Below are 19,269 nucleotides of genomic sequence, written 5' to 3' on the forward strand. Positions count from 1 at the left end.
CCAGCACCGCGCGGGCCTGGTCGGCGGCCTGCCGGGCCTGGTGCGCGCCGCGCAGTTCCTCCGCCTGCGCCGCCACGCCCGCATGGAACTCGCTCTCGCGCCGGCGGGCCGCGATCCCCTCCAGTTCCAAGTCCGTCAGTCGTTTCGACCGCATGGCCAATTCCGCTTCGAGCGCCTTGACCCGTTCACCGCGTGCGGTGACTTCCCGTTGGGCCGACGAATGCAGCGTCTCGGACGACATGATCTTTTGTTCAAGAATCTGTATTGCCGAGGTCTTCACTTTCAAATCATGCGACGCCGTCTCCAGCGCCTGTTCCTTGGCTCGTAACAGATTGGCGAGATCCCCGTAGGAATGATCGAGCGAATTCTTTGGAAGCCCTCGCAATAACCAACCGACCGCGACACCGATTCCTGCCGCGATGAGGAGACACCCGAGTATCTGGCTCAGCAGTGTGATCATACGTCGTCCGTCCTTACATCAGTAATTCGATCCGTTCATTCCGGTGAAGGCCTGATGGCGATTTCGCTTGGGAGAGGGGGCGTGTCGAGCCATAGCCGATTGCGGTAAACGGATTGGAGAGTCCGTGACCGATCAAATACTGCTTGACCGCTTCGGCGCGGCGCCGACTCAGTTGCATATTGAACTCCGCGTCGCCTCCCGCATCGATATGGCCCGCGATTTCAATCGGCGTGTCGGGAGCTCTTCGTAAGAGCCTGATGATTTGATCCAGTGCCGCCTGTCCCGTGGCCGTAATCGTGGCGCTCTTGGGTTCAAACTCGATCGAAGATTTCGTCAGGACCTGGTTCAGCAACAGCTGGAGCGCCGAGAGCGGAACGGCGGCGGAAGGCGATGTTGCGGTCGATGCCACCACCACGCGGTCTTCAATTCGTAAGCCCGCTCGTATCACCGGAGCCAAGGCCTGTAATATCTCCGCCTTTTCACGATGGCCGGCCACCTGGCCGTTGACCAGCAGCGAACGTCCATCAATGATGAGTGAGCCCCGCTCGACCATCACGCCCAAGGCCGGCAAGAATTGCGGCACCATGTCCATCCACGCTGCCGCGTTGACCTGCTGATCAACCGTCAACTGGTCGATCACACGCATGCGCGTTTTCGCCGCGAGCGCATGGGCCTGCTCAAGAATCGCGGCCTTACTGCGTTCAGTGGGCAAGGAACCGCGAAGGACCAGGCTGCCGTGCTCGAAGCCGGCGTGAAGGCTGGCGGGAGTCACAATCGCCGACCGTGGCGTCGAGGAGAGATGCCGAGGGACGCACACCACGCCGAGGAGCATGAGCGCAACCGCACCTCCGGTAAGAACCCCCGCACGTCTCATGGAATCAACTCGCCGTGGACGATGGAATGACTGGGGCGCGAGGCGGCACGGTACCACATTCGATGATGTCCGTACTAGGGTGAGAAGTGGCCGGGCAGGGAGAGGGAACAGGATCGGATACTGATAAGGCACAACAATCCGAGGAACGGTGAGAAAAACGAGCGGCCTTTTTCAGCATTCCGTTAGAGCCGTTCTCCGTACTTTTGATAGTGTTGTTTCTTGGCGTCGGCGATCCACTTTTCGCGTTTAATGCGCTCAGGATCGGTCTCGAGTTTCTTGGCGATCTTCTCGATATCTTCCGGCTTCCACCGAGCAATTTGGATAAACGTGCAGGTTCCCATCTTCTTGAGTGTCTGCGCCAAGGCAGGCCCGATCCCCTGGATCTTTTTGAGGTCATCGTCCTGCTTGTCCTTACTGATCTTGGGCGGCCCTCCTGGGGAACTCGGGGCGGCTCCATTCTGGCGGACCTGACGAGGCCCCTCCTTTGTCGGAGCTGCTTTTGTCGGCACTGTTTTTTCACGAAGCGTCCCACGCAATTCTTTGAGGCGTTGTTGCAGGCGATCGATCTGTTCATTTTTCTCAGGAATGCTCTGTGCCTCTTGCGCGAGATTCTGACGTTCCGCTTGAAGGTCTTGTACGTGACGGTTGAGATTCGCAATCTGCTCGTCTCGTCCGCGCAGCTGTTGCTCATTGAGCAGAAGCTGCTCGCGGAGTTGCTCCTGGGCCGCGCATTGTTCTTGGAGCGTGACCACCTCTGACTTATGTTCTTGAACCGCGCGGGCGTATTTCTTTTCCCATTCTTTGAGCTCCGTTCCCTTCTCGCGGAGGAGGGTGGCGGTCGGCGCGAGCTCTTCGATCCGGCGGTCGCGCTCCGCAAGGGACTTTTCGAGTTGCTTGATGGTGCCTCGATGGGCCGCTTCCCGATCACTCAGCTCAACCTCTAACTGATGGACGCGGCCTTGTAGCGATTCCAACTTCTTCAGGTGGGCGCGCAGACGGTCCCGATCGGCGAGGTCTTCGTTGAGTTGAGCGATATGGTTCCGCAGAACCCGGATTTCCTCTTTCAAGACGTCCTGAGTCTGTTCGGCGGCGTGATAGGCCTGTTGAGCCCCGCGAAGTTCGTCCATCTGCGCACCCGCGCTCGCAGTGAATTCACTGATCCGACCGTCGCGTTCCGCAAGCGACTGTTCGAACTGCTGGAGGACGCCTCGATGGGCGGCTTCTCGATTACTGAGCTCAACCTCCAACTGATGCACGCGGTCTTGCACCGACGCCAGCTGTTCCACTTGCACGCGCAGGCGGTCTCGATCGGCGAGGTTTTCGTTGAGGTGGGCGATTTGGTCTCGCAGAACCCGGATTTCTTCTTTCAAGACGTCCTGAGTCTGTTCGGCGGCGTGATAGGCCTGTTGAGCCCCGCGAAGTTCGTCCATCTGCGCACCCGCGCTCGCAGTGAATTCACTGATCCGACCGTCGCGTTCCGCAAGCGACTGTTCGAACTGCTGGAGGACGCCTCGATGGGCGGCTTCTCGATTACTGAGCTCAACCTCCAACTGATGCACGCGGTCTTGCACCGACGCCAGCTGTTCCACTTGCACGCGCAGGCGGTCTCGATCGGCGAGGTTTTCGTTGAGGTGGGCGATTTGGTCTCGCAGAACCCGGATTTCTTCTTTCAAGACGTCCTGAGTCTGTTCGGCGGCGTGATAGGCCTGTTGAGCCCCGCGAAGTTCGTCCATCTGCGCACCCGCGCTCGCAGTGAATTCACTGATCCGACCGTCGCGTTCCGCAAGCGACTGTTCGAACTGCTGGAGGACGCCTCGATGGGCGGCTTCTCGATTACTGAGCTCAACCTCCAACTGATGCACGCGGTCTTGCACCGACGCCAGCTGTTCCACTTGCACGCGCAGGCGGTCTCGATCGGCAAGGCCTTCGTTGAGTTGAGCGATATGATCGCGCAGAACCCGAATTTCCTCTTTCAAGACGTCCTGAGTCTGTTCGGCGGCCCTGCAGGCTTGTTGAGAGCCATGGAGTTCGTCCAGCCTGGCAGCCAAGTTCATATCGAATTCGCTGATGCGCCGGTCACGCTCCGCAAGCGATTGCTCGAACTGCTGGATTGTTTCTCGATGGGCAGTCTCCCGATTACTGAGTTCGACCTCCAACTGATGCACACGATCTTGCACCGAGGCCAACTTCTCCAGGTGAGCACGGAGGCGATCCCGGTCGGAGAGGTCTTCGTTCAGTTGGACGATATGATCGCGCAGAACCCGGATTTCTTCTTTCAAGACGTCCTGGGTCTGTTCGGCGGCCCGGCAAGCTTGCTGAGAGCCATGGAGTTCGTCCAGCCTGGCAGCCAAGTTCATATCGAATTCGCTGATGCGCCGGTCACGCTCCGCAAGGGACTGTTCAAGTTGGTGGAGCGTGCCTCGATGCACAGCTTCGCGATCACTGAGCTCAACCTCCAACCGGGAAATGCGGTCTTGCATCGGCTCGAGCTTCTCCACCTGGGCGCGGAGTCGGTCTCGCTCGACCAGGCCTTCATTGAGCTGAGCCACGTGTTCGCGCAGGACGCGGATTTCCTCCTTCAACACCTCGTGGGCGTGTTCGGAGGCCTGACAGGCCTGTTGAGCCCCACGGAGTTCGTTGGCCAAGGCGCTCACGGTCGCATTGAGCTCGCCCGCGCGGTGGCGCGCCGCAACTCCTTCAGCTTCCACCTCCGTCAGGTGTTTGGATTGCGCAACCAATTCTGCTTCGAGCGCCTTCACCCGTTCGCTGCGCGCGGTGAGCTCTCGCTGCGTCGAGGTGAACAGCGTCTCGGACGACATGATTTTCTGTTCGAGAATCTGCATCGCCGCGTTCTTGACCTTCAACTCGTGCGCCGTCGTTTCCAGCGCCTGCTCTTTCACCCGCAGCAAATTGGCGAGCTGCTGGCACTGTTGCTCGAATGAATTATTGGAGTTCTGCTGTAACCATCTGTTCAGTGTGCTCATAAGTCATTCCGTCCTTGGATCAGCCGGTCGATGCGCTGATTCTGTTTGGAGGCTGGGTTGGTGCTCAAATAGGGGAGGGCACATGCCGAACCATAACCGATTGCGGTCATCGGATTCGCGAGTCCGTTACTGGTCCGGTTCAGTTGCATATCGCACTCTGCATTCGGGTGAGAATCCCCGCACGCCTCATGAAAACAGCCTGCTGCGGATGATGTGATGACTGCGGTACGACGGGCCACGGTACCACATTTGATCATGCCGGTACTAGCCCGCATTATGGGAAATCTGGAACAAACTAGGGGATTCACCGATCTTCTTCAAAAGACAAAAACGGTATGCTCCTCTCCATGGTTGTATCAACCACCCTCCTTCAGGACCATGCGCTCGCCCAACTTCCTATGCGCTGGTGGGCGGTTACGCTGCGTGGATTGCTCGGAATTCTCATCGGCATCCTCGCGTTGTTCATGCCGGTGTCCACTTTGCTCGCGCTCGTCTATCTGTTTGGAGCCTATGCCTTCTTTGACGGTGTCTTGAACCTCGTGGCTGCATGGCGGCACACGAATCGGCGGAAGCCGTGGTGGACCTTGCTGCTGTCGGGCATCGTCGGAATCGGGGCGGCTGCGATCAGCGTTGTATGGCCCGGTATCACCGCGCTCGCATTGGTCTACGTCGTTTCGGCCTGGGCGCTCATTACCGGGGCATTTGAGATCGCGGCCGCGGTGAAGTTGCGCAAGGAAATCGAGGGTGAATGGATGTTGGCTCTTTCCGGTGTGTTGTCGATTGCTCTCAGCGTCCTCCTTGCCCTCTTTCCTGATGCAGGCGCGATCGGGTTGGTCTGGTATCTCGGGGCGTATGCCATGATTCTTGGCATCTTGATGGTCGCTCTGGGATGGCGCTTGCGAAGACGTCGGGTACAGAGTCATTCACAGCCTGCCCAGGCAGTGGCGTAAGTTCAGCCGTCTGACATCCAATTTTCTTCTCACTCTTCCCTCAGTCTGTCAGTACCCCCGACACGACCGAAAGTCACGATCCATTTTTTAATTGCCCCGTCCTCTTGGCTGGCGACCACGAAGGTCGGCTAGAAGGAGGAGGTTATGGTCACCAACTCTTGTTGGGGATAATCGTGGTGGTTCGCTGGCGCACTCGCCGGATGCGGAAATGACGCCCCATCCGTAGACATTGCCCACTCATCAGCCGGCAGCCGCTACCAGGGCAATCGCGCCCCAATTGCAGGGGTGATTGATTCTATCGGCTTCTCAACTCAATGATCACGGTGGATGCGAAGGTTGGAGCGTTGATCCTTATGGCCGGTCGCTGGGAGCAACGAGATTCTGAGAAGAATAAAATGAACGGTTCAGTGAAGATAAACATGGGCCCACCTTCATGCGGTGAGCCCACACGGGACTGGGACAGGCAGCACTCGCGCAGATCCTACGCGTGGACTTTCTGATGATCGTCCCTGCGTCTGCGGAGGTTCGTTCCGATGCGAGTCCGCTCGCCTTCATACCCGAGGGCCGTATAGTATAACGCGCGATCAAAAAACTGACCGAGGACGTGCATGAGCTCCAACTCGCCATGCAGCTCGACGGCGCTGTCGGACAGCCCCTCGCGTTGGACAAAGGCGGTCATATGCTCTCTGGTGGCGGTGATGGCCCAGAGAAAGTGGCTATAGGCCACGCCCTGTGCCGCTCGCCGCGCCCCGAGCTCCGTATAACGTCGCTCGATCTCGGTTTCAGTCATGTCCATCAGCCAGTTGTTCAAATTCTGATAGATCTCGCGGGTGCGGGCTTGGAGTTCGTCCGGCGGAACTTTTCGCAGATCGCTACAACGGGGAGAGTTCCACACTTTCTCGCTGAGCTCTCGAGCAAGCTTCTCGGAGTTTTTCTCGATCAGTCTCACTAATCGGCCAGCCAGCATAGCGCACCTCCATAATGAGTGGGTAGGTAGAGAAATGCATGGAGTCTCCTCGCCGGTGAGACATTACTTGAATGGGAGCACCAACGTCAATGACACGTTTGTCGGGGCTGGTAGGCGCCGTGCTTCCATTGCAATACATAGGAACATGCCGTCCTATCAGAACGCCGCCTTTGGCCGATTCCACTGCTTCTGTCGCAGAATCGAAAGAAGTCTGTCTGTAGGTGAGGGCGGTTGGCCACCGGTCGCCTTGAACTTACCCCACCCTTTTGCTATTCTTCTTTGCCTTTCGTCGTCGACGTAGTTCTTCCACATCTACACACGATTCTAAGGAGTACTCACATGGCCGGCATCAAGCGGGCGTTGATCAGTGTTTCAGATAAGACCGGGGTCATCGAGATGGCAAAGGGGCTGAACGCGATCGGCGCGGAAATTTTGTCCACGGGAGGGACGGCCAAAGCGTTGCGCGACGCCGGCGTGAACGTCACGGACGTCGCGGCCTATACGGGATCACCCGAGATTCTCGATGGTCGGGTGAAGACGTTGCACCCCAAGATCCATGGCGGTTTGCTGGGACGCCGGTCGCTTCCGGCGCATGTCGAGCAGATGAGTCAACATGGGATCGGTCCGATCGATGTGGTGGTGGTCAATCTCTATCCCTTTGAAGCCACGATCGCCAAGCCCGATTGCCGCTTTGAAGACGCCATCGAAAATATCGATATCGGTGGCCCCTCCATGCTGCGGTCGGCGGCCAAGAATCATGACGATGTGTTGGTCGTCGTCGATCCGGCCGATTATTCACGGGTGCTGGAGGCGGTGAACGGCAACACCGTGACCCCGGCCTTGCGCCGTGAGTTGGCAATGAAGGTATTCCAGCATACGGCACGCTATGACGGATTGATCGCCGGCTACTTGGAGAAACACGCTCAGGCGAGGGAAGTCAAGTTTCCGAAAGTGTTGTCGTTGCAGTTTGAATTGGCTGAATCCCTCCGCTACGGCGAGAATCCTCACCAGCAGGGCGCCTTCTATCGTGAATTGGACAGCAAGGAGCCATCCGTCTCCCGCGGGAAGATCTTGCATGGCAAGGCCATGTCCTACAACAACTTCCTCGACGCGAATTCCGCGCTCGAGTTGGTGAAGGAATATGAGGAGACGGCCGTCGCGATCATCAAGCACAATAACCCCTGTGGGGTGGCGCTCGGCGAGACGCCGGTGGAGGCGTACGTCAAGGCAAGGGAGACGGATCCCGTGTCCGCCTTCGGCGGGGTCATCGCGTTCAATCGGCCGGTAGATTTGGCGGCTGCCAAGGCTATCACGTCCACGTTCGTTGAGGTCGTGATAGCCCCTGGCTTTCTTGAAGAAGCCTTGGCCGAATTGAAGAGGAAAAAGGATCTGCGTTTATTGAATGTGGGCCCTTTGACGAAGGTGAAGCAGGAAGGGTTCGATCTGAAGAAACTTGTCGGTGGACTCATTGTCCAGGATCGCGATCTCGGCGTGTTGCCGGATCTTCGGACGCTTGCCGTACCGACCATTCGCAAGCCGACGGATGAAGAGTATGCCGCCTGTGCTTTTGCCTGGAAAGTCTGCAAACATGTCAAGTCCAACGCCATCATCTACGCGAAGCCTGGCCAGACCGTCGGCATCGGGGCAGGACAGATGAGCCGTGTGGATTCGGTGAAGTTGGCGGCTATGAAAGCGCAAATGCCGGTCAAAGGCTGTGTCATGGCGTCGGACGCGTTTTTTCCGTTCCGTGACGGTCTCGATGCCGCCGCCGAAGTCGGGATTACGGCCATCATTCAACCGGGCGGATCGATTCGAGATGCGGAAGTCGTCAAAGCCGCGGATGAACATGGGATGGCGATGATACTGACGGGCATGCGGCACTTCCGCCACTGAGTCGGATGCTGAAACAGGCCCCCAACTTCGTTCTCGGCTCGAAAACATCCTCAACGTAGCCCGGAAGCTACGCCTCCGGCATTTTCTCGCCTGCGGCCTCGTTGGATGGCCTGTTTGAGCATCCTCGTGAAATGTGACTACAACTAGGAGGCATGGATCTGTGAAAATCCTCGTGGTCGGGAGTGGCGGACGTGAGCATGCGATGGTGTGGAAGCTCGCGCAGAGTCCTCGCCGACCGGTCTTGTACTGCGCCCCCGGTAATGCGGGCATTGCTTCATCGGCGACATGCATCCCGATCAAGTCTGACGATATTGCCGGCCTAAAGAACTTCGCGCTCCAAGAAAACATTGATGTGACCGTGATCGGCCCCGAAGCGCCGCTCGCGCTGGGCATTGTGGACGAATTTCGAAAAGCTCGGCTCAGAGTGTTTGGTCCGACCAGGAACGCCGCCCGCCTGGAGGCGAGCAAGGTCTTCTCGAAGGAGATCATGGCGCAAGCCAAGATCCGGACGGCTCATGCCAAGAGTTTCGAAAAGATCGAGGACGCATTGGCCTATGTCGAGCGGCAGACGTTGCCGGTCGTGATCAAAGCCGACGGGCTGGCTCAAGGGAAAGGCGTCATCATTGCGACCACTCAGGACCAAGCAAGACAGGCAATCATCGACTCGATGGAAAAGGCCGTATTCGGCCAAGCCGGCAAACAGGTGCTGATCGAACAATTTCTCGACGGCGAGGAATTGACGATCATGGCGTTTACCGACGGCAAGACCGTGGTGCCGATGCCACCGGCGCAGGATCATAAACGGGTCGGCAATGGAGACACCGGCTTGAATACCGGCGGGATGGGCGCCTATTGCCCGGCCCCACTGGGAACGGCCAAGATCCAAGATCAAGTCCGTCGCGAGGTCTTGCAGCCGATGGTGGACGCCATGGCCAGGCTTGGTTCGCCGTTTCTAGGCGTGCTGTACGCAGGACTGATGGTAGTGAACGGAACGCCATATGTGCTCGAATTCAACGCTCGCATGGGCGATCCTGAGACACAAGTCGTGCTGCCCTTGCTCAAGACCGACTTTCTGGACGTCATCGAGGCGGTGGTCGAACATCGGCTTGATCAATTTCCTGTCGAGTGGCACACGGACGCGACGGTTTGCGTGGTCATGGCATCGGGAGGCTACCCCGGTGCCTATCGGCAGGGAATGCCGCTCTCTGGACTCCCCACGGCGAGAACCTTGCCGGACTCCTCCATGGTCTTTCACGCAGGAACGGCCCTGAGGGGGCATGAGATCGTGACAGCAGGAGGCCGCGTCCTCGGCATCCTCGGTCGAGGGCCAACGTTATTGGAGGCGCAAAGCGAAGCCTATCGAGTCGTGAAGACGATCTCATTCGAGGGTTGTCACTTCCGAACGGACATCGCGCACCGGACTCTGAAGATATAAACCGAGACCCATTCAGTGACCATATCGATCTCACCCCGAGCACTCGTCCATGCAATTTGCTAGAGCTGCCTGGATCTATCCACTAAAGTCTATATAGATCTGAACATCCGGGGCTGATGTTCTTCTCAGCTGATTCCTGCGATCTGTTAAAATGTCTTCTCACGATAGTCAGCGTAGAACATGCAAAGGATACAGCATGTCTACAGCGGCGCCTGGTAAAGACAGATCATTTCCGATGAAAGGGGAACGGCCATGGCACACCACCCGACGCGAGTGTTCAGCATAGTCGTTGGTTTCGGCCTTGCGCTTGGCCTTGTGGGATGTGATTATTGGCCGCCGGCCTTACAGGCTGAGATCGAACAATTGAGATCAGAAATTCAGACTCTGGCGATTGAGAAGTTTCAGCTTCAGGCTCAAGTCACCGATTTGTCCCGGGGCAAACAGGAGCTGCAGGGACAGCTTGATGAACTGAGCCGCATCGGTCGTGAAAAAACCGGTATGATCACCAGCCTTCAAAATCAGCTGGATGCGACCCGCGCGAGGATAGTGAAGTCGATGGCTCCGAAGGCAGCGCTGCATAAAACACAGGCAAAATCAACCGGAAGGACCGCGAACAAACTACCTGCTAAAAATCTCCCGAAGACACAGACTGGCAAACACCAGGCTCCCAAGGCAATCGGTGTTCGATAATTAGACCCACGAGTCTATTGTGAAGAGGAGGGCGTCGTCGTACTCGGTGTAGACGGTGACGCGCTACTTGATGCCGCAGTCGCCGGCGCTGTAGAAGAAGGGGCAGCGCTTGATGGAGCAGCCGCAGCCGGCTCTTTCTTTTCTCCGGCACTCTTTTCTCCTGAACCTGTCCCACCGGTTTCGCTGCCCGTGCTGGACGGAGGTTTGAGCTTGTCGGAGTAGTCGGTGACATACCAGCCGCTCCCCTTAAACATGATCCCCGGCGATGAAATCAGCCGTCTGATCGCTTTCCCACATCGTTCACATGTCGAGAGCGGGTCATCTTTGATGCTCTGCTTCACTTCAAAACGATACGAACAGCCGTCACACTGATATTCGTAAATCGGCACTGGTTCCCCCCCTTTTATCGTTGCAGCGACCTTATCGCCCTTACGTCAACTTCGCGAACGCTTGTCCTATTCGCTCAAGTCCTCGGGTGATATTTGTCATACTGGTGGCATAGGAGAGCCGGAGATGTTCCAGACTTCCAAACGGTTCACCCGGCACGACCGCGATTCGCGCGTCATGCAAGAGATACTGTGCCACGTCATTCGGGGTCTTCAGTACTCCCGCAGGTCCACGTTTCCCCAACAAGCCTTTCACGTTAGGGAACGCATAGAAGGCCCCGCTCGGCATTCGGCATGACACACCGGGAATCTGGTTCAGTCCTCCCACGATGGCGGTTCGGCGTCGGGAAAACTCTTCCACCATTACGCGAGTGAAGGGTTCCCCGAGACGCAATGCAGCAACGGCGGCCTTTTGCGAGATCGAGCAAGGATTCGATGTGCTCTGGCTCTGAATATTGGCCATCGCGGTCATCAGATCTTTGGGACCGGCCGCGTACCCGATGCGCCACCCTGTCATGGCATAAGATTTTGAGACGCCATTGATGATGACCGTCCGGGCCGCGATCTCCGATCCCAATGAGGCAATGCTGATATGCGTGGCTCCATCATAGAGCACTTTTTCATAAATCTCATCCGAAATGATCAAGAGGTCGTGCCGAACCGCTGCTGCAGCGATTTGTTCCAGCGTCGCCCTATCATACGTGGCGCCGGTCGGGTTGCACGGGCTGTTCACGATGATGGCTTTGGTTCTCGACGTAATCAGTCGTTCCAACTCTGGCGCATGGACGGCGTACCCGTCCTCTTCCTTGGTTGGTAATAGAACCGGCGTCGCATCGTTGAGAAGCGCCTGATCCGCATACGAAACCCAGTAGGGGATCGGAATGATGATCTCGTCACCCGCTTCGAGCAACGCCTCCGCCACATTATAGAGCGAGTGTTTGGCCCCGCAGGAGACAAGGATTTGAGTCTTCTCATACCGAAGCCCAAGTTCGGCTTGAAACTTGTCGGCAATCGCGCTCCGCAACTCATCGATCCCTGACGAAGGTGTGTATTTGGTGAATCCCTCGCGTATCGCCGCTTCTGCCGCGGCCTTCACCGGATCCGGCGTGTCGAAATCCGGTTCTCCGGCTGAAAAGTCGATGACATCGAGTCCTTGCGCGGCCATGGCCTTGGCGGTTGCAGCCATGGCCAACGTCGGAGAGGGTGCAATACGACCGACACGTGCTGCCAGTTTCATGATTTGAGACTCCGGATACGAGCTTGTAGGCGTCGGGCGACTTCCGGATGAAGGAAATCGCTCAAATTTCCCCCGTGCTGTGCCACGTCTTTGATGATCGTCGAAGACAAGTAGGAGTATTCTTCGCTCGGCATCAAGAATACCGTCTCCACCGTCTTCGCAAGTTTTCGGTTGACGAGCGCCATCTGAAACTCATGTTCAAAGTCTGAAATGGCGCGCAAGCCGCGGATGATTGCATGGGCGCCTGACTGCTCGACATAGTTGACGAGCAACCCATCGAACGGTGTGACCTCAACCTGTCCGACATCCTTCATGACCAGCTGTACCATATCAAGGCGCTCGGCCAAATTGAAGAGCGGATGTTTAGACGGATTCGGTGCGACGGCCACGACTACCTTGTCGAATACGCGGAGGCTTCGGGTGATGATGTCGGCATGGCCATGCGTAATGGGATCGAAAGTGCCTGGATAAATGCCGATTTTCATGCCGGTACAGTCGGGGAACGGAAGTAGAGGGATAAGGCGGTATCACCGTAGCGATACCGACGTAAAAACCTGGTGCACCCCAACGACATGGGTAAGTCGGTTTTCGCGGCATGCTCGATGACCAGCCATGAGTCCTGGGCAAACAGATCCTGCGTCTGAGACTCAGTCAGCAATGACGCTAGTTCGGACGCCTCGGCGTAGGGAGGATCGGCAAAGACAATATCATAGGGACCGTTCCACTGAACGGCATGGTTAAGAAATTGTTGAACGGTCTGACCCCGCACGGCTATTTCATCGCCGATGTGACAGAGCTCAAGGTTTTGGTGCAGCAGTTTCAAGGCATCCCGGTTCGACTCGACGGAGGTCACGTGTTCAGCGCCACGACTGACGGCTTCGATCCCCACGGCTCCGGTCCCAGCATAGAGGTCCAAAAAGCGGCCGTTCCTAAGTCGATTACCGAGAATTGAAAACAGAGCTTCTCGAACACGGTCAGAGGTTGGGCGAAGAGCACGTGTTCGCGGCCCGTAAAGTCGACGACCTCGGTGGGTACCAGCGATCACACGCATACCAGACAACATCGTCTATGCATGAGAATCTAACATAGCGTTTTTGCAGGGGTCAAGAAATGCCGGGTGGAAGGGAGGTTGGCTCACCCGCACTTGAGTCGGGGAAGCAGCATCGAGTACTCTTTTGACCGTCTTCGTGCGGAAGACTATAATGCGATCGTTGCTCGGTCAGCATGTCAAGGACGATACGACCGCTCCGGAGTCCAAGCAGGTCCTGAGATGGATCAGAGTCCCGAGCTCGAAACGCTGCAATTTACCGAGCCACGACGGTCTGAGAATCGCGGGCAGCCAGGCTCTTTCTACGATTGTTGGAGATAGTACGGTCAATAATGGCTCCACAGTTAATGCATTTCCATGCGTAGAACACAAGAAAGAAATCAGAGAACCGCTCCAACATCATCATCCCTTTGCACTTCGGACATTCCATTGGTCCCTCCCAAGGTGGCTACGTTCACAGCTGGTGGCAAACTTAAGCAAAAGCTGCACCAATTTGTCATATATCAGCATTTCAATGACTTATGAATTACGTATTTCCAGCAGGCAGGTAATTTCCCCTTATTTGGCGGTACAAAAGAGTCCGGCTCGTCATTTTTTTGTCACCTGAGGGGTTTCGTGGCAAGCAAGGGACCGAGAAAGGGCATTGCGTACTGGCCAAAGACCGAGCGCCCCCGTGAGCGTCTTCTTGCCAAAGGATCAGAGGCCTTATCCGATGCCCATCTTCTCGCCATCCTCCTGAGAACCGGCCGCCGCGATTCATCCGCTGTACAGGTGGCCATCGAGCTCCTTGATCGAGTCGGTGGACTGGGAGGATTGGCGGCCTGCGGCATTGAAGAACTCTGCGCGATCCCCGGCATCGGTCCTGCCAAAGCCGCCCAACTCAAAGCTGCATTGGCCTTAGGAAGACGGTCTCTGGCCGTTCCACTGTCCACCGGCACTCGTATTTCCTCAAGCTCGGATCTGTTCAAACACTTTCACCCTGCGCTCCGTGATCTGAAACACGAACTCTTCAAGGTCGTGCTGCTCGACGCAAAAAATATCGTGATCAAAGAGGCCACGGTCTCAGAAGGAAGCCTTACGCTCAGCATCGTCCATCCACGTGAGGTGTTTGCGCTTGCGGTGCGCGAATCTGCGGCTGCCGTCATTTTTCTTCACAATCATCCCAGCGGAGATCCCACTCCAAGCCTGGAAGATCGGCGATTGACCGATCGACTCGCAACAGCCGGCACGCTATTAGGCATTCGTGTTTTGGACCACATGATCATCGGAGACGGCCGGTATGTGAGTTTTGCCGACGAGGGATGGCTGACCGGACAGGGGGATGAGTACGAAGGACCCTAAGTATGATATCCGACCGAAACACCAGCCCAGGAAACATGAGGAAGCGAATGGCCTAAACACATACTCAACAAGGAGGGCAAGCTATGGATGCAGTCCGTCTGGAGCCCATCAAAAACGTGGCCATCGTATCCAACGCCGGTGCCGGGAAGACCTCTCTCTGTGAGGCCTTGCTGTATGTCGGTGGTGCGATCCCTCAGCTCGGTTCCGTGGCGCATGGGACCACCGTGTCTGATTTTGAGCCTGAAGAACTTCGGCATCGCAATTCGACAAGCACCAGCCTCCTTCAATTCACCTGGAATCACACCGCCATCAACCTGATTGATACTCCCGGCGCACTCGATCTTCTCGGCGAACCGCTCGCCGCCCTGCAGGCTGCCGATGCGGTCATCCTGCTTCTGAGTGGAACCATAGGAGTACGGACAGAGTTGACACAGCTGTGGACAAGGATCAAAGAGTTGGACCTTCCCTGTCTGGTGTTTGTGAATGGACTCGACAAGGAAGGCGCATTATTCGAGAGCGCTCTGGAGATCTGTCACAAACAGCTCGGGTGTGTTCCTCTCCCTATGACGGTTCCGGTCAACCTCGGCGTGAATTTTGACAGCGTACTTGACGTACGACATGAGAAGCTGGTGCGGTCAGGGCCGAGTTCAGCGAAAGTCGAACAGCTATCGGTTTCACATGCTCTAGAGAGCATGCTGAACGAAGCGCACCAGCGACTCGTGGAGACGGTCGCGGAAAACGGGGAAACCTTGCTGGAGACCTACTTGGCCAAGGGAGAGTTGAGCCCAGAGGACCTTCTGCAAGGGCTTCGACGTGACATTCAGACGAAACACTTCCTTCCCATCTACGGCGGATCCGCTACGCAGAATGTCGGAGTCTGGTCCTTATTGGACGCGATGGTCACGTTATTGCCGTCACCCTCCGAACGTGGCGCGGCTCATCCATGGCACGGCATTCACCCAGAGACCCATGAAGGCTGTGAGAGGAAGGGGAGTGTACAGGAACCGTTTTCAGCCTATGTCTTCAAGACCATCATCGACCCATTCGCCGGCCGGTTGTCCTATTGCCGTGTCCTGTCGGGAACAGTCCGTGCCGACGCCACGGTCCTGAATGCGTCCAAACATGTCCGAGAGAGGCTCGGCCATTTCTACACGGTGTTGGGCAAACGTCATGTGGCCGTCGACTCCGCACGAGGGGGAGAAATCGTGGCGATCGGGAAGCTCAAGGATACACAGACCGGCGACACGCTGTGCCAAGAAGCGGCTCCCATCTGTTACCCCGTGCTGAGCCTGCCAAAGCCGATCTTGTCGTTCGCGATTGAAGCCAAGTCCAAGACGGACATCGACAAGGTCAGCCTCGGGCTTCACAAACTCATCGAAGAGGATCCCTCGTTGGCATTCTCGCGCAACGCTGAAACCAAGGAGATGGTGCTCAGCGGCATGGGACAGTTCCACATCGATTTGGCGCTCGAGAAACTCCATCGAAAGTTCGGAGCCGATGTCATACTCCACACGCCGAAGGTCCCATACCGGGAAACGCTCAAGACGAAATCACAAGCGCAGGGCAAGTACAAGAAACAAACCGGCGGTCATGGCCAATATGGTGATTGCTGGCTTGAAGTGGCGCCGCTCCCGCGCGGTCACGGGTACGCGTTCGAGAATCGCGTGGTCGGAGGAGCGATTCCACGAAACTTCATTCCCGCCGTCGAAAAAGGGGTCCTCGAGGCCATGCATGAGGGACCGTTGAGTGGATTTCCGGTCGTCGATGTGCAGGTGGCCGTCTATGACGGATCCTACCATACGGTCGATTCGTCGGAGATGTCGTTCAAAATCGCGGGGTCGATGGCATTCAAAAAAGCGATCGAGACCGCGCATCCCGTGTTATTGGAGCCGGTCATGACGGTGGAAATCGATACGCCGACCGACACGGTCGGGGCGATCATGGGAGACTTGAGCGCCCGAAGGGGGCGAATCCTATCCGTCAATGCGCACGACAATGCCGAACAGATCAAAGCCCTGGTTCCGCTGGCTGAACTGCTTCGATATGCGACGGCCCTCAACGCCATGACCGGCGGACGGGGCAGCTATGTCATGGATTTCGCGCAGTATGATGAAGTGCCGAGAGAGCTGGTCTCTAAGATCATCGAGCGACAGAAGGGGGAAGGGCAAGCCGCCACGACCCACTGAATTCGTCAGTCGTTCGTCAGTCGGAGGATTTGAGCACGACATAAAATGCGCGGGTTTCGCGAAGCACACGGAGCAACAGCGTGTCGCCGCGCCGGGACCGCGCAAGGGCCGATGTAAATTCTCCGACGGAAGAAACTTCCAGACGGTTGACCTCTTTGATGAGGTCACCTTCACGCAGGCCTTCGGCTTGAGCCAGACTGTTGGATTCGACCTTGGCAATCAGCACGCCTTTTGAGTCGCGCAGCTTGAACCGCTCCGCCAGGGCCGCCGTCACGTCTTGGAGATCAAGACCAAGTCTGCCTCCGGCCTTCTCTTCTTGGTGAGGAAGCGATGCGAGGCCAGCTGCATCACGCCGCTCGGTGAGGGGAACGGCTATCGTCACGCGTTTCAGATCCCGGACGACTTCAATCTTTGAGGTCGCCCCCGGAGCCAGCGTCGCGATCAGACGAGACAGCTTATTCGGTGAATCGACAACAGCCCCGTCGATCCGGACGATGACATCACCCGGCTTGATCCCGGCCAATGCGGCGGGGTCTTTCTCGAAGACTTCGTTCACGAGTACGCCTTCGCCTTCAGCGACTCCAAATTGTTTCGCCAACTCGGCCGTCAATGGCTGAATCCCGACGCCGAGCCAGCCCCGCACGACCTTGCCCTTGGCCAACAACTGTTCGATGACCTGCTTGGCCATATTCGAGGGAATGGCGAATCCGATGCCTTGGGCGAAATTAATGATCGCCGTATTGATACCGATCACCTCACCCCGGAGGTTGAAGAGCGGACCGCCGGAATTTCCGGGGTTGATCGAGGCATCGGTCTGGATGAAGTTTTCGTACCGTGACAGATTGATATTTTCTCGACCGATGCCGCTGACCACGCCGAGTGTCACGGTCCGGTCCAGCCCGAAGGGATTTCCGACGGCCAGCACCCACTGACCGACCTTGACGCCGGCGGAATCGCCGAATCGCGCACTCGGCAGCGGCCGATCGGTGGTTACTTTGAGCACCGCTAAATCAGTGTCGGGATCTTTACCGACCACATGAGCGATGAGCCTGGTCTTATCGGAGAACCGGACTTCAATCTCATTGGCATCCCCGATCACATGATTGTTCGTCACGATATGGCCGTCACTATCAACGATCAGACCCGAGCCAGAGCCTGACGTATTCGGCGTACGCTCACCGGGTCCTTCGCGAAGCCGACTTGTGCCAGTGATGGGAAACAGATTGACGACGGACGGCTTGGCCTGCTCAGCAAGCTCGGTAATGACCGTTTGAATCTCTTCGAGCATGCGAATGCCGGGTGAATCAGGGGATAGGGCATCAGCCTGGCCGCTTCCGATGACAACAGAAAGGAGAGCAGCGATACCGTAGCGCAACACACGTCCTGATGGGAATGCGCGGGTTAACATTGAACGATATTGTATCTGATCTTTGTCGATGTGCCTACTCTCCTACGCCGGTCTGTAGATAGCACATCATCTGTCCGATTTGTGTAGCACGTGAAGTGTCCGGTTTAAGGTGGGCCCCAAGGAGGGGCCACGATGACACGGGCGAACGTGCTGCAGGAGGGTGCGACAGATGCGATTTGAAGAGCTGTATACCCGGCGACAGCGCCGAGAACTGACGATGGTGGAAGCGGCGGAGCTCTTGGGCGTAACAGAACGGACCTTCCGTCGGTGGAGTACGCGCTATGAAACGGAGGGGATCGAGGGGCTGGAGGATCGACGGCTGGGTCGGGCCTCTGCCCGGGCGGTCCCCATCGATGAGGCCCTGCAGATGGTGCAGCTGTATGAGAGCCGCTACACGGGCTGGACCGTCAAACATTTCCATGAACGCTGGCACGCGGAGCATGGCGGGACCCGCTCCTCTACGTGGACCAAGAACCGATTGCAACGGGCGGGACCCGTGGCGCGGGCGCCCCGGCGTGGGGCGCATCGCAAGAAGCGGCCTCGCAAACCGATGCCCGGCATGATGCTGCATCAAGATGGGTCCACGCATGAGTGGGTGGTGGGCTCTCAGTGGGATCTGATTGTGACCGTGGATGACGCGACGAGCGAGATCTATTCGGCCTTCTTCGGTGAAGAAGAGGGAACCATGAGCAGTTTCCAGGGCCTGGGGGAGGTCATTGAGGCGAAGGGGCTGTTCAGTTCCCTATATACCGATCGGGGCTCGCACTACTGGTACACTGAGGCGGCTGGGGGGCGGGGCGACAAGACACGCCCGACGCAAGTGCACCGCGCCTTACAGCAGCTGGGTATCACGCTGATTCCCGCCTATTCCCCGGAAGCCCGGGGTCGGTCGGAGCGCGTCTTCCGCACCCTGCAAGATCGGCTGCCGAAAGAGTTGGCCTTGGCGGGGATCACCACGATGGCCGCAGCCAACCGGTATCTCACCGAGCAGTTTGTCCCGGCCTACCACCAGCGGTTTGCGGTTCCCGCGGCAGAGTCGGGGACGGCCTTGGTCCCGTGGATCGGGACGAACCTTGCGGAGATTCTGTGTGTGCAAGAAGAACGGGTCGTCGCGAATGACAACACGGTGCGCTCTCAAGGCCGGAGGCTCCAGATCCCACCTGACCCGCACCGCTTCCATTATGTGAAGGTCACCGTCTGGATTCATGCATATCCGGAGGGCGCGCTGGCGGTGTTGCACGGCCCCCGGTGTGTGGCGCGCTACGATGCGACGGGGCAATTGCGTGAGCCCACCCGGCTTCCCCCGATTGCCAAAGCCCGACCCAGGAGTCGGGTACCCAGACAATCGTCGTGCTCAGAGCAACGGTGTGCGAAATAATTTCGGCACAGTGGAAATATTCGAGGAAAGTC

Annotated in this window: 16 protein-coding genes; 7 read left to right on the top strand and 9 right to left on the bottom strand. The window is 57.4% G+C overall.

Annotated elements, in window-relative coordinates; translation table 11 throughout:
- From COMA2_RS12265 to COMA2_RS12275, 3 genes are all read right to left on the bottom strand, one after another.
- On the bottom strand, positions 1–460 hold a 460-nt coding region (locus COMA2_RS12265), incomplete at its 3' end, for a hypothetical protein (protein WP_139077329.1).
- A gap of 13 nt (positions 461–473) precedes the next feature.
- Positions 474–1,334: an OmpA family protein gene (locus COMA2_RS12270; RefSeq protein ID WP_090898486.1), complete on the bottom strand. Its 861-nt coding sequence runs from the start codon at positions 1,332–1,334 to the stop codon at positions 474–476.
- A 182-nt stretch (positions 1,335–1,516) separates the two neighbouring features.
- The gene (locus COMA2_RS12275; protein ID WP_090898490.1) at positions 1,517–4,318 is read right to left on the bottom strand and encodes a hypothetical protein; all 2,802 of its coding nucleotides are present in this window, start codon (positions 4,316–4,318) and stop codon (positions 1,517–1,519) included.
- A 347-nt stretch (positions 4,319–4,665) separates the two neighbouring features.
- Between COMA2_RS12275 and COMA2_RS12280 the strand changes: the two genes are divergently transcribed.
- Positions 4,666–5,268: an HdeD family acid-resistance protein gene (locus COMA2_RS12280; protein WP_217490728.1), complete on the top strand. Its 603-nt coding sequence runs from the start codon at positions 4,666–4,668 to the stop codon at positions 5,266–5,268.
- A gap of 481 nt (positions 5,269–5,749) precedes the next feature.
- Here COMA2_RS12280 and COMA2_RS12285 read toward each other — a convergent pair whose 3' ends face one another.
- Positions 5,750–6,235: an RsbRD N-terminal domain-containing protein gene (locus tag COMA2_RS12285; RefSeq protein ID WP_090898495.1), complete on the bottom strand. Its 486-nt coding sequence runs from the start codon at positions 6,233–6,235 to the stop codon at positions 5,750–5,752.
- A gap of 339 nt (positions 6,236–6,574) precedes the next feature.
- Here COMA2_RS12285 and purH point away from each other — a divergent pair, with 339 nt between their 5' ends.
- The 3 genes from purH (at position 6,575) to COMA2_RS12300 (ending at position 10,253) form a co-directional block, all read left to right on the top strand.
- On the top strand, positions 6,575–8,128 hold the full coding sequence (gene purH, locus COMA2_RS12290) for a bifunctional phosphoribosylaminoimidazolecarboxamide formyltransferase/IMP cyclohydrolase (RefSeq protein WP_090898498.1): 1,554 nt from the start codon (positions 6,575–6,577) through the stop codon (positions 8,126–8,128).
- 160 nt (positions 8,129–8,288) lie between these two features.
- Positions 8,289–9,563: a phosphoribosylamine--glycine ligase gene (gene purD, locus COMA2_RS12295; protein WP_090898501.1), complete on the top strand. Its 1,275-nt coding sequence runs from the start codon at positions 8,289–8,291 to the stop codon at positions 9,561–9,563.
- Between the two features lie 252 nt (positions 9,564–9,815).
- Complete coding sequence (locus COMA2_RS12300; RefSeq protein WP_090898504.1) at positions 9,816–10,253, top strand: DUF3450 domain-containing protein; 438 nt, start codon at positions 9,816–9,818, stop codon at positions 10,251–10,253.
- Positions 10,254–10,267: 14 nt separating this feature from the next.
- Here the strand turns inward: COMA2_RS12300 and COMA2_RS12305 are convergent, their stop codons facing one another.
- The 4 genes from COMA2_RS12305 to rsmD are packed head-to-tail and all read right to left on the bottom strand — an operon-like array spanning position 10,268 to position 12,939.
- A complete protein-coding gene (locus COMA2_RS12305) occupies positions 10,268–10,642 on the bottom strand; it encodes an FmdB family zinc ribbon protein (RefSeq protein ID WP_175304572.1) in 375 nt (124 codons plus the stop codon).
- Positions 10,643–10,682: 40 nt separating this feature from the next.
- The gene (locus tag COMA2_RS12310) at positions 10,683–11,876 is read right to left on the bottom strand and encodes a pyridoxal phosphate-dependent aminotransferase (RefSeq protein ID WP_090898511.1); all 1,194 of its coding nucleotides are present in this window, start codon (positions 11,874–11,876) and stop codon (positions 10,683–10,685) included.
- Positions 11,873–12,361 carry a pantetheine-phosphate adenylyltransferase gene (gene coaD / locus COMA2_RS12315; protein ID WP_090898514.1) on the bottom strand — a complete coding sequence of 163 codons (489 nt, stop codon included), beginning with the start codon at positions 12,359–12,361 and terminating at the stop codon, positions 11,873–11,875. The genes COMA2_RS12310 and coaD overlap by 4 nt, the downstream gene beginning before the upstream one ends.
- Complete coding sequence (gene rsmD, locus COMA2_RS12320; RefSeq protein ID WP_342672618.1) at positions 12,358–12,939, bottom strand: 16S rRNA (guanine(966)-N(2))-methyltransferase RsmD; 582 nt, start codon at positions 12,937–12,939, stop codon at positions 12,358–12,360. Before rsmD ends, coaD begins: the two co-directional genes overlap by 4 nt.
- A gap of 600 nt (positions 12,940–13,539) precedes the next feature.
- On the opposite strand from rsmD, the gene radC reads away from it, so the two are divergent.
- Complete coding sequence (radC, locus tag COMA2_RS12330; RefSeq protein ID WP_090898522.1) at positions 13,540–14,265, top strand: RadC family protein; 726 nt, start codon at positions 13,540–13,542, stop codon at positions 14,263–14,265.
- Between the two features lie 83 nt (positions 14,266–14,348).
- Positions 14,349–16,451 carry an elongation factor G gene (fusA, locus tag COMA2_RS12335; protein WP_090898525.1) on the top strand — a complete coding sequence of 701 codons (2,103 nt, stop codon included), beginning with the start codon at positions 14,349–14,351 and terminating at the stop codon, positions 16,449–16,451.
- Positions 16,452–16,467: 16 nt separating this feature from the next.
- Here the strand turns inward: fusA and COMA2_RS12340 are convergent, their stop codons facing one another.
- A complete protein-coding gene (locus COMA2_RS12340; RefSeq protein ID WP_245631000.1) occupies positions 16,468–17,826 on the bottom strand; it encodes a Do family serine endopeptidase in 1,359 nt (452 codons plus the stop codon).
- A gap of 202 nt (positions 17,827–18,028) precedes the next feature.
- Between COMA2_RS12340 and COMA2_RS12345 the strand changes: the two genes are divergently transcribed.
- Positions 18,029–19,237 (top strand): ISNCY family transposase, encoded by a 1,209-nt coding sequence (locus tag COMA2_RS12345; protein ID WP_217490729.1) that lies wholly within the window; start codon positions 18,029–18,031, stop codon positions 19,235–19,237.
- Positions 19,238–19,269: the final 32 nt, after the last annotated feature.

The sequence above is a fragment of the Candidatus Nitrospira nitrificans genome, assembly GCF_001458775.1.
Classification (GTDB): Bacteria; Nitrospirota; Nitrospiria; order Nitrospirales; family Nitrospiraceae; genus Nitrospira_D; species Nitrospira_D nitrificans.

What these genes read in the sequence shown, in the direction of transcription:
- COMA2_RS12345 (WP_217490729.1), top strand. Translation starts at nt 18,029, where the DNA reads ATGCGATTTGAAGAGCTGTATACCCGGCGACAGCGCCGAGAACTGACG.
- COMA2_RS12285 (WP_090898495.1), bottom strand. Translation starts at nt 6,235, where the DNA reads ATGCTGGCTGGCCGATTAGTGAGACTGATCGAGAAAAACTCCGAGAAG.
- COMA2_RS12310 (WP_090898511.1), bottom strand. Translation starts at nt 11,876, where the DNA reads ATGAAACTGGCAGCACGTGTCGGTCGTATTGCACCCTCTCCGACGTTG.
- COMA2_RS12280 (WP_217490728.1), top strand. Translation starts at nt 4,666, where the DNA reads ATGGTTGTATCAACCACCCTCCTTCAGGACCATGCGCTCGCCCAACTT.
- coaD (WP_090898514.1), bottom strand. Translation starts at nt 12,361, where the DNA reads ATGAAAATCGGCATTTATCCAGGCACTTTCGATCCCATTACGCATGGC.
- COMA2_RS12300 (WP_090898504.1), top strand. Translation starts at nt 9,816, where the DNA reads ATGGCACACCACCCGACGCGAGTGTTCAGCATAGTCGTTGGTTTCGGC.
- rsmD (WP_342672618.1), bottom strand. Translation starts at nt 12,939, where the DNA reads ATGTTGTCTGGTATGCGTGTGATCGCTGGTACCCACCGAGGTCGTCGA.
- purH (WP_090898498.1), top strand. Translation starts at nt 6,575, where the DNA reads ATGGCCGGCATCAAGCGGGCGTTGATCAGTGTTTCAGATAAGACCGGG.
- COMA2_RS12275 (WP_090898490.1), bottom strand. Translation starts at nt 4,318, where the DNA reads ATGAGCACACTGAACAGATGGTTACAGCAGAACTCCAATAATTCATTC.
- fusA (WP_090898525.1), top strand. Translation starts at nt 14,349, where the DNA reads ATGGATGCAGTCCGTCTGGAGCCCATCAAAAACGTGGCCATCGTATCC.
- COMA2_RS12270 (WP_090898486.1), bottom strand. Translation starts at nt 1,334, where the DNA reads ATGAGACGTGCGGGGGTTCTTACCGGAGGTGCGGTTGCGCTCATGCTC.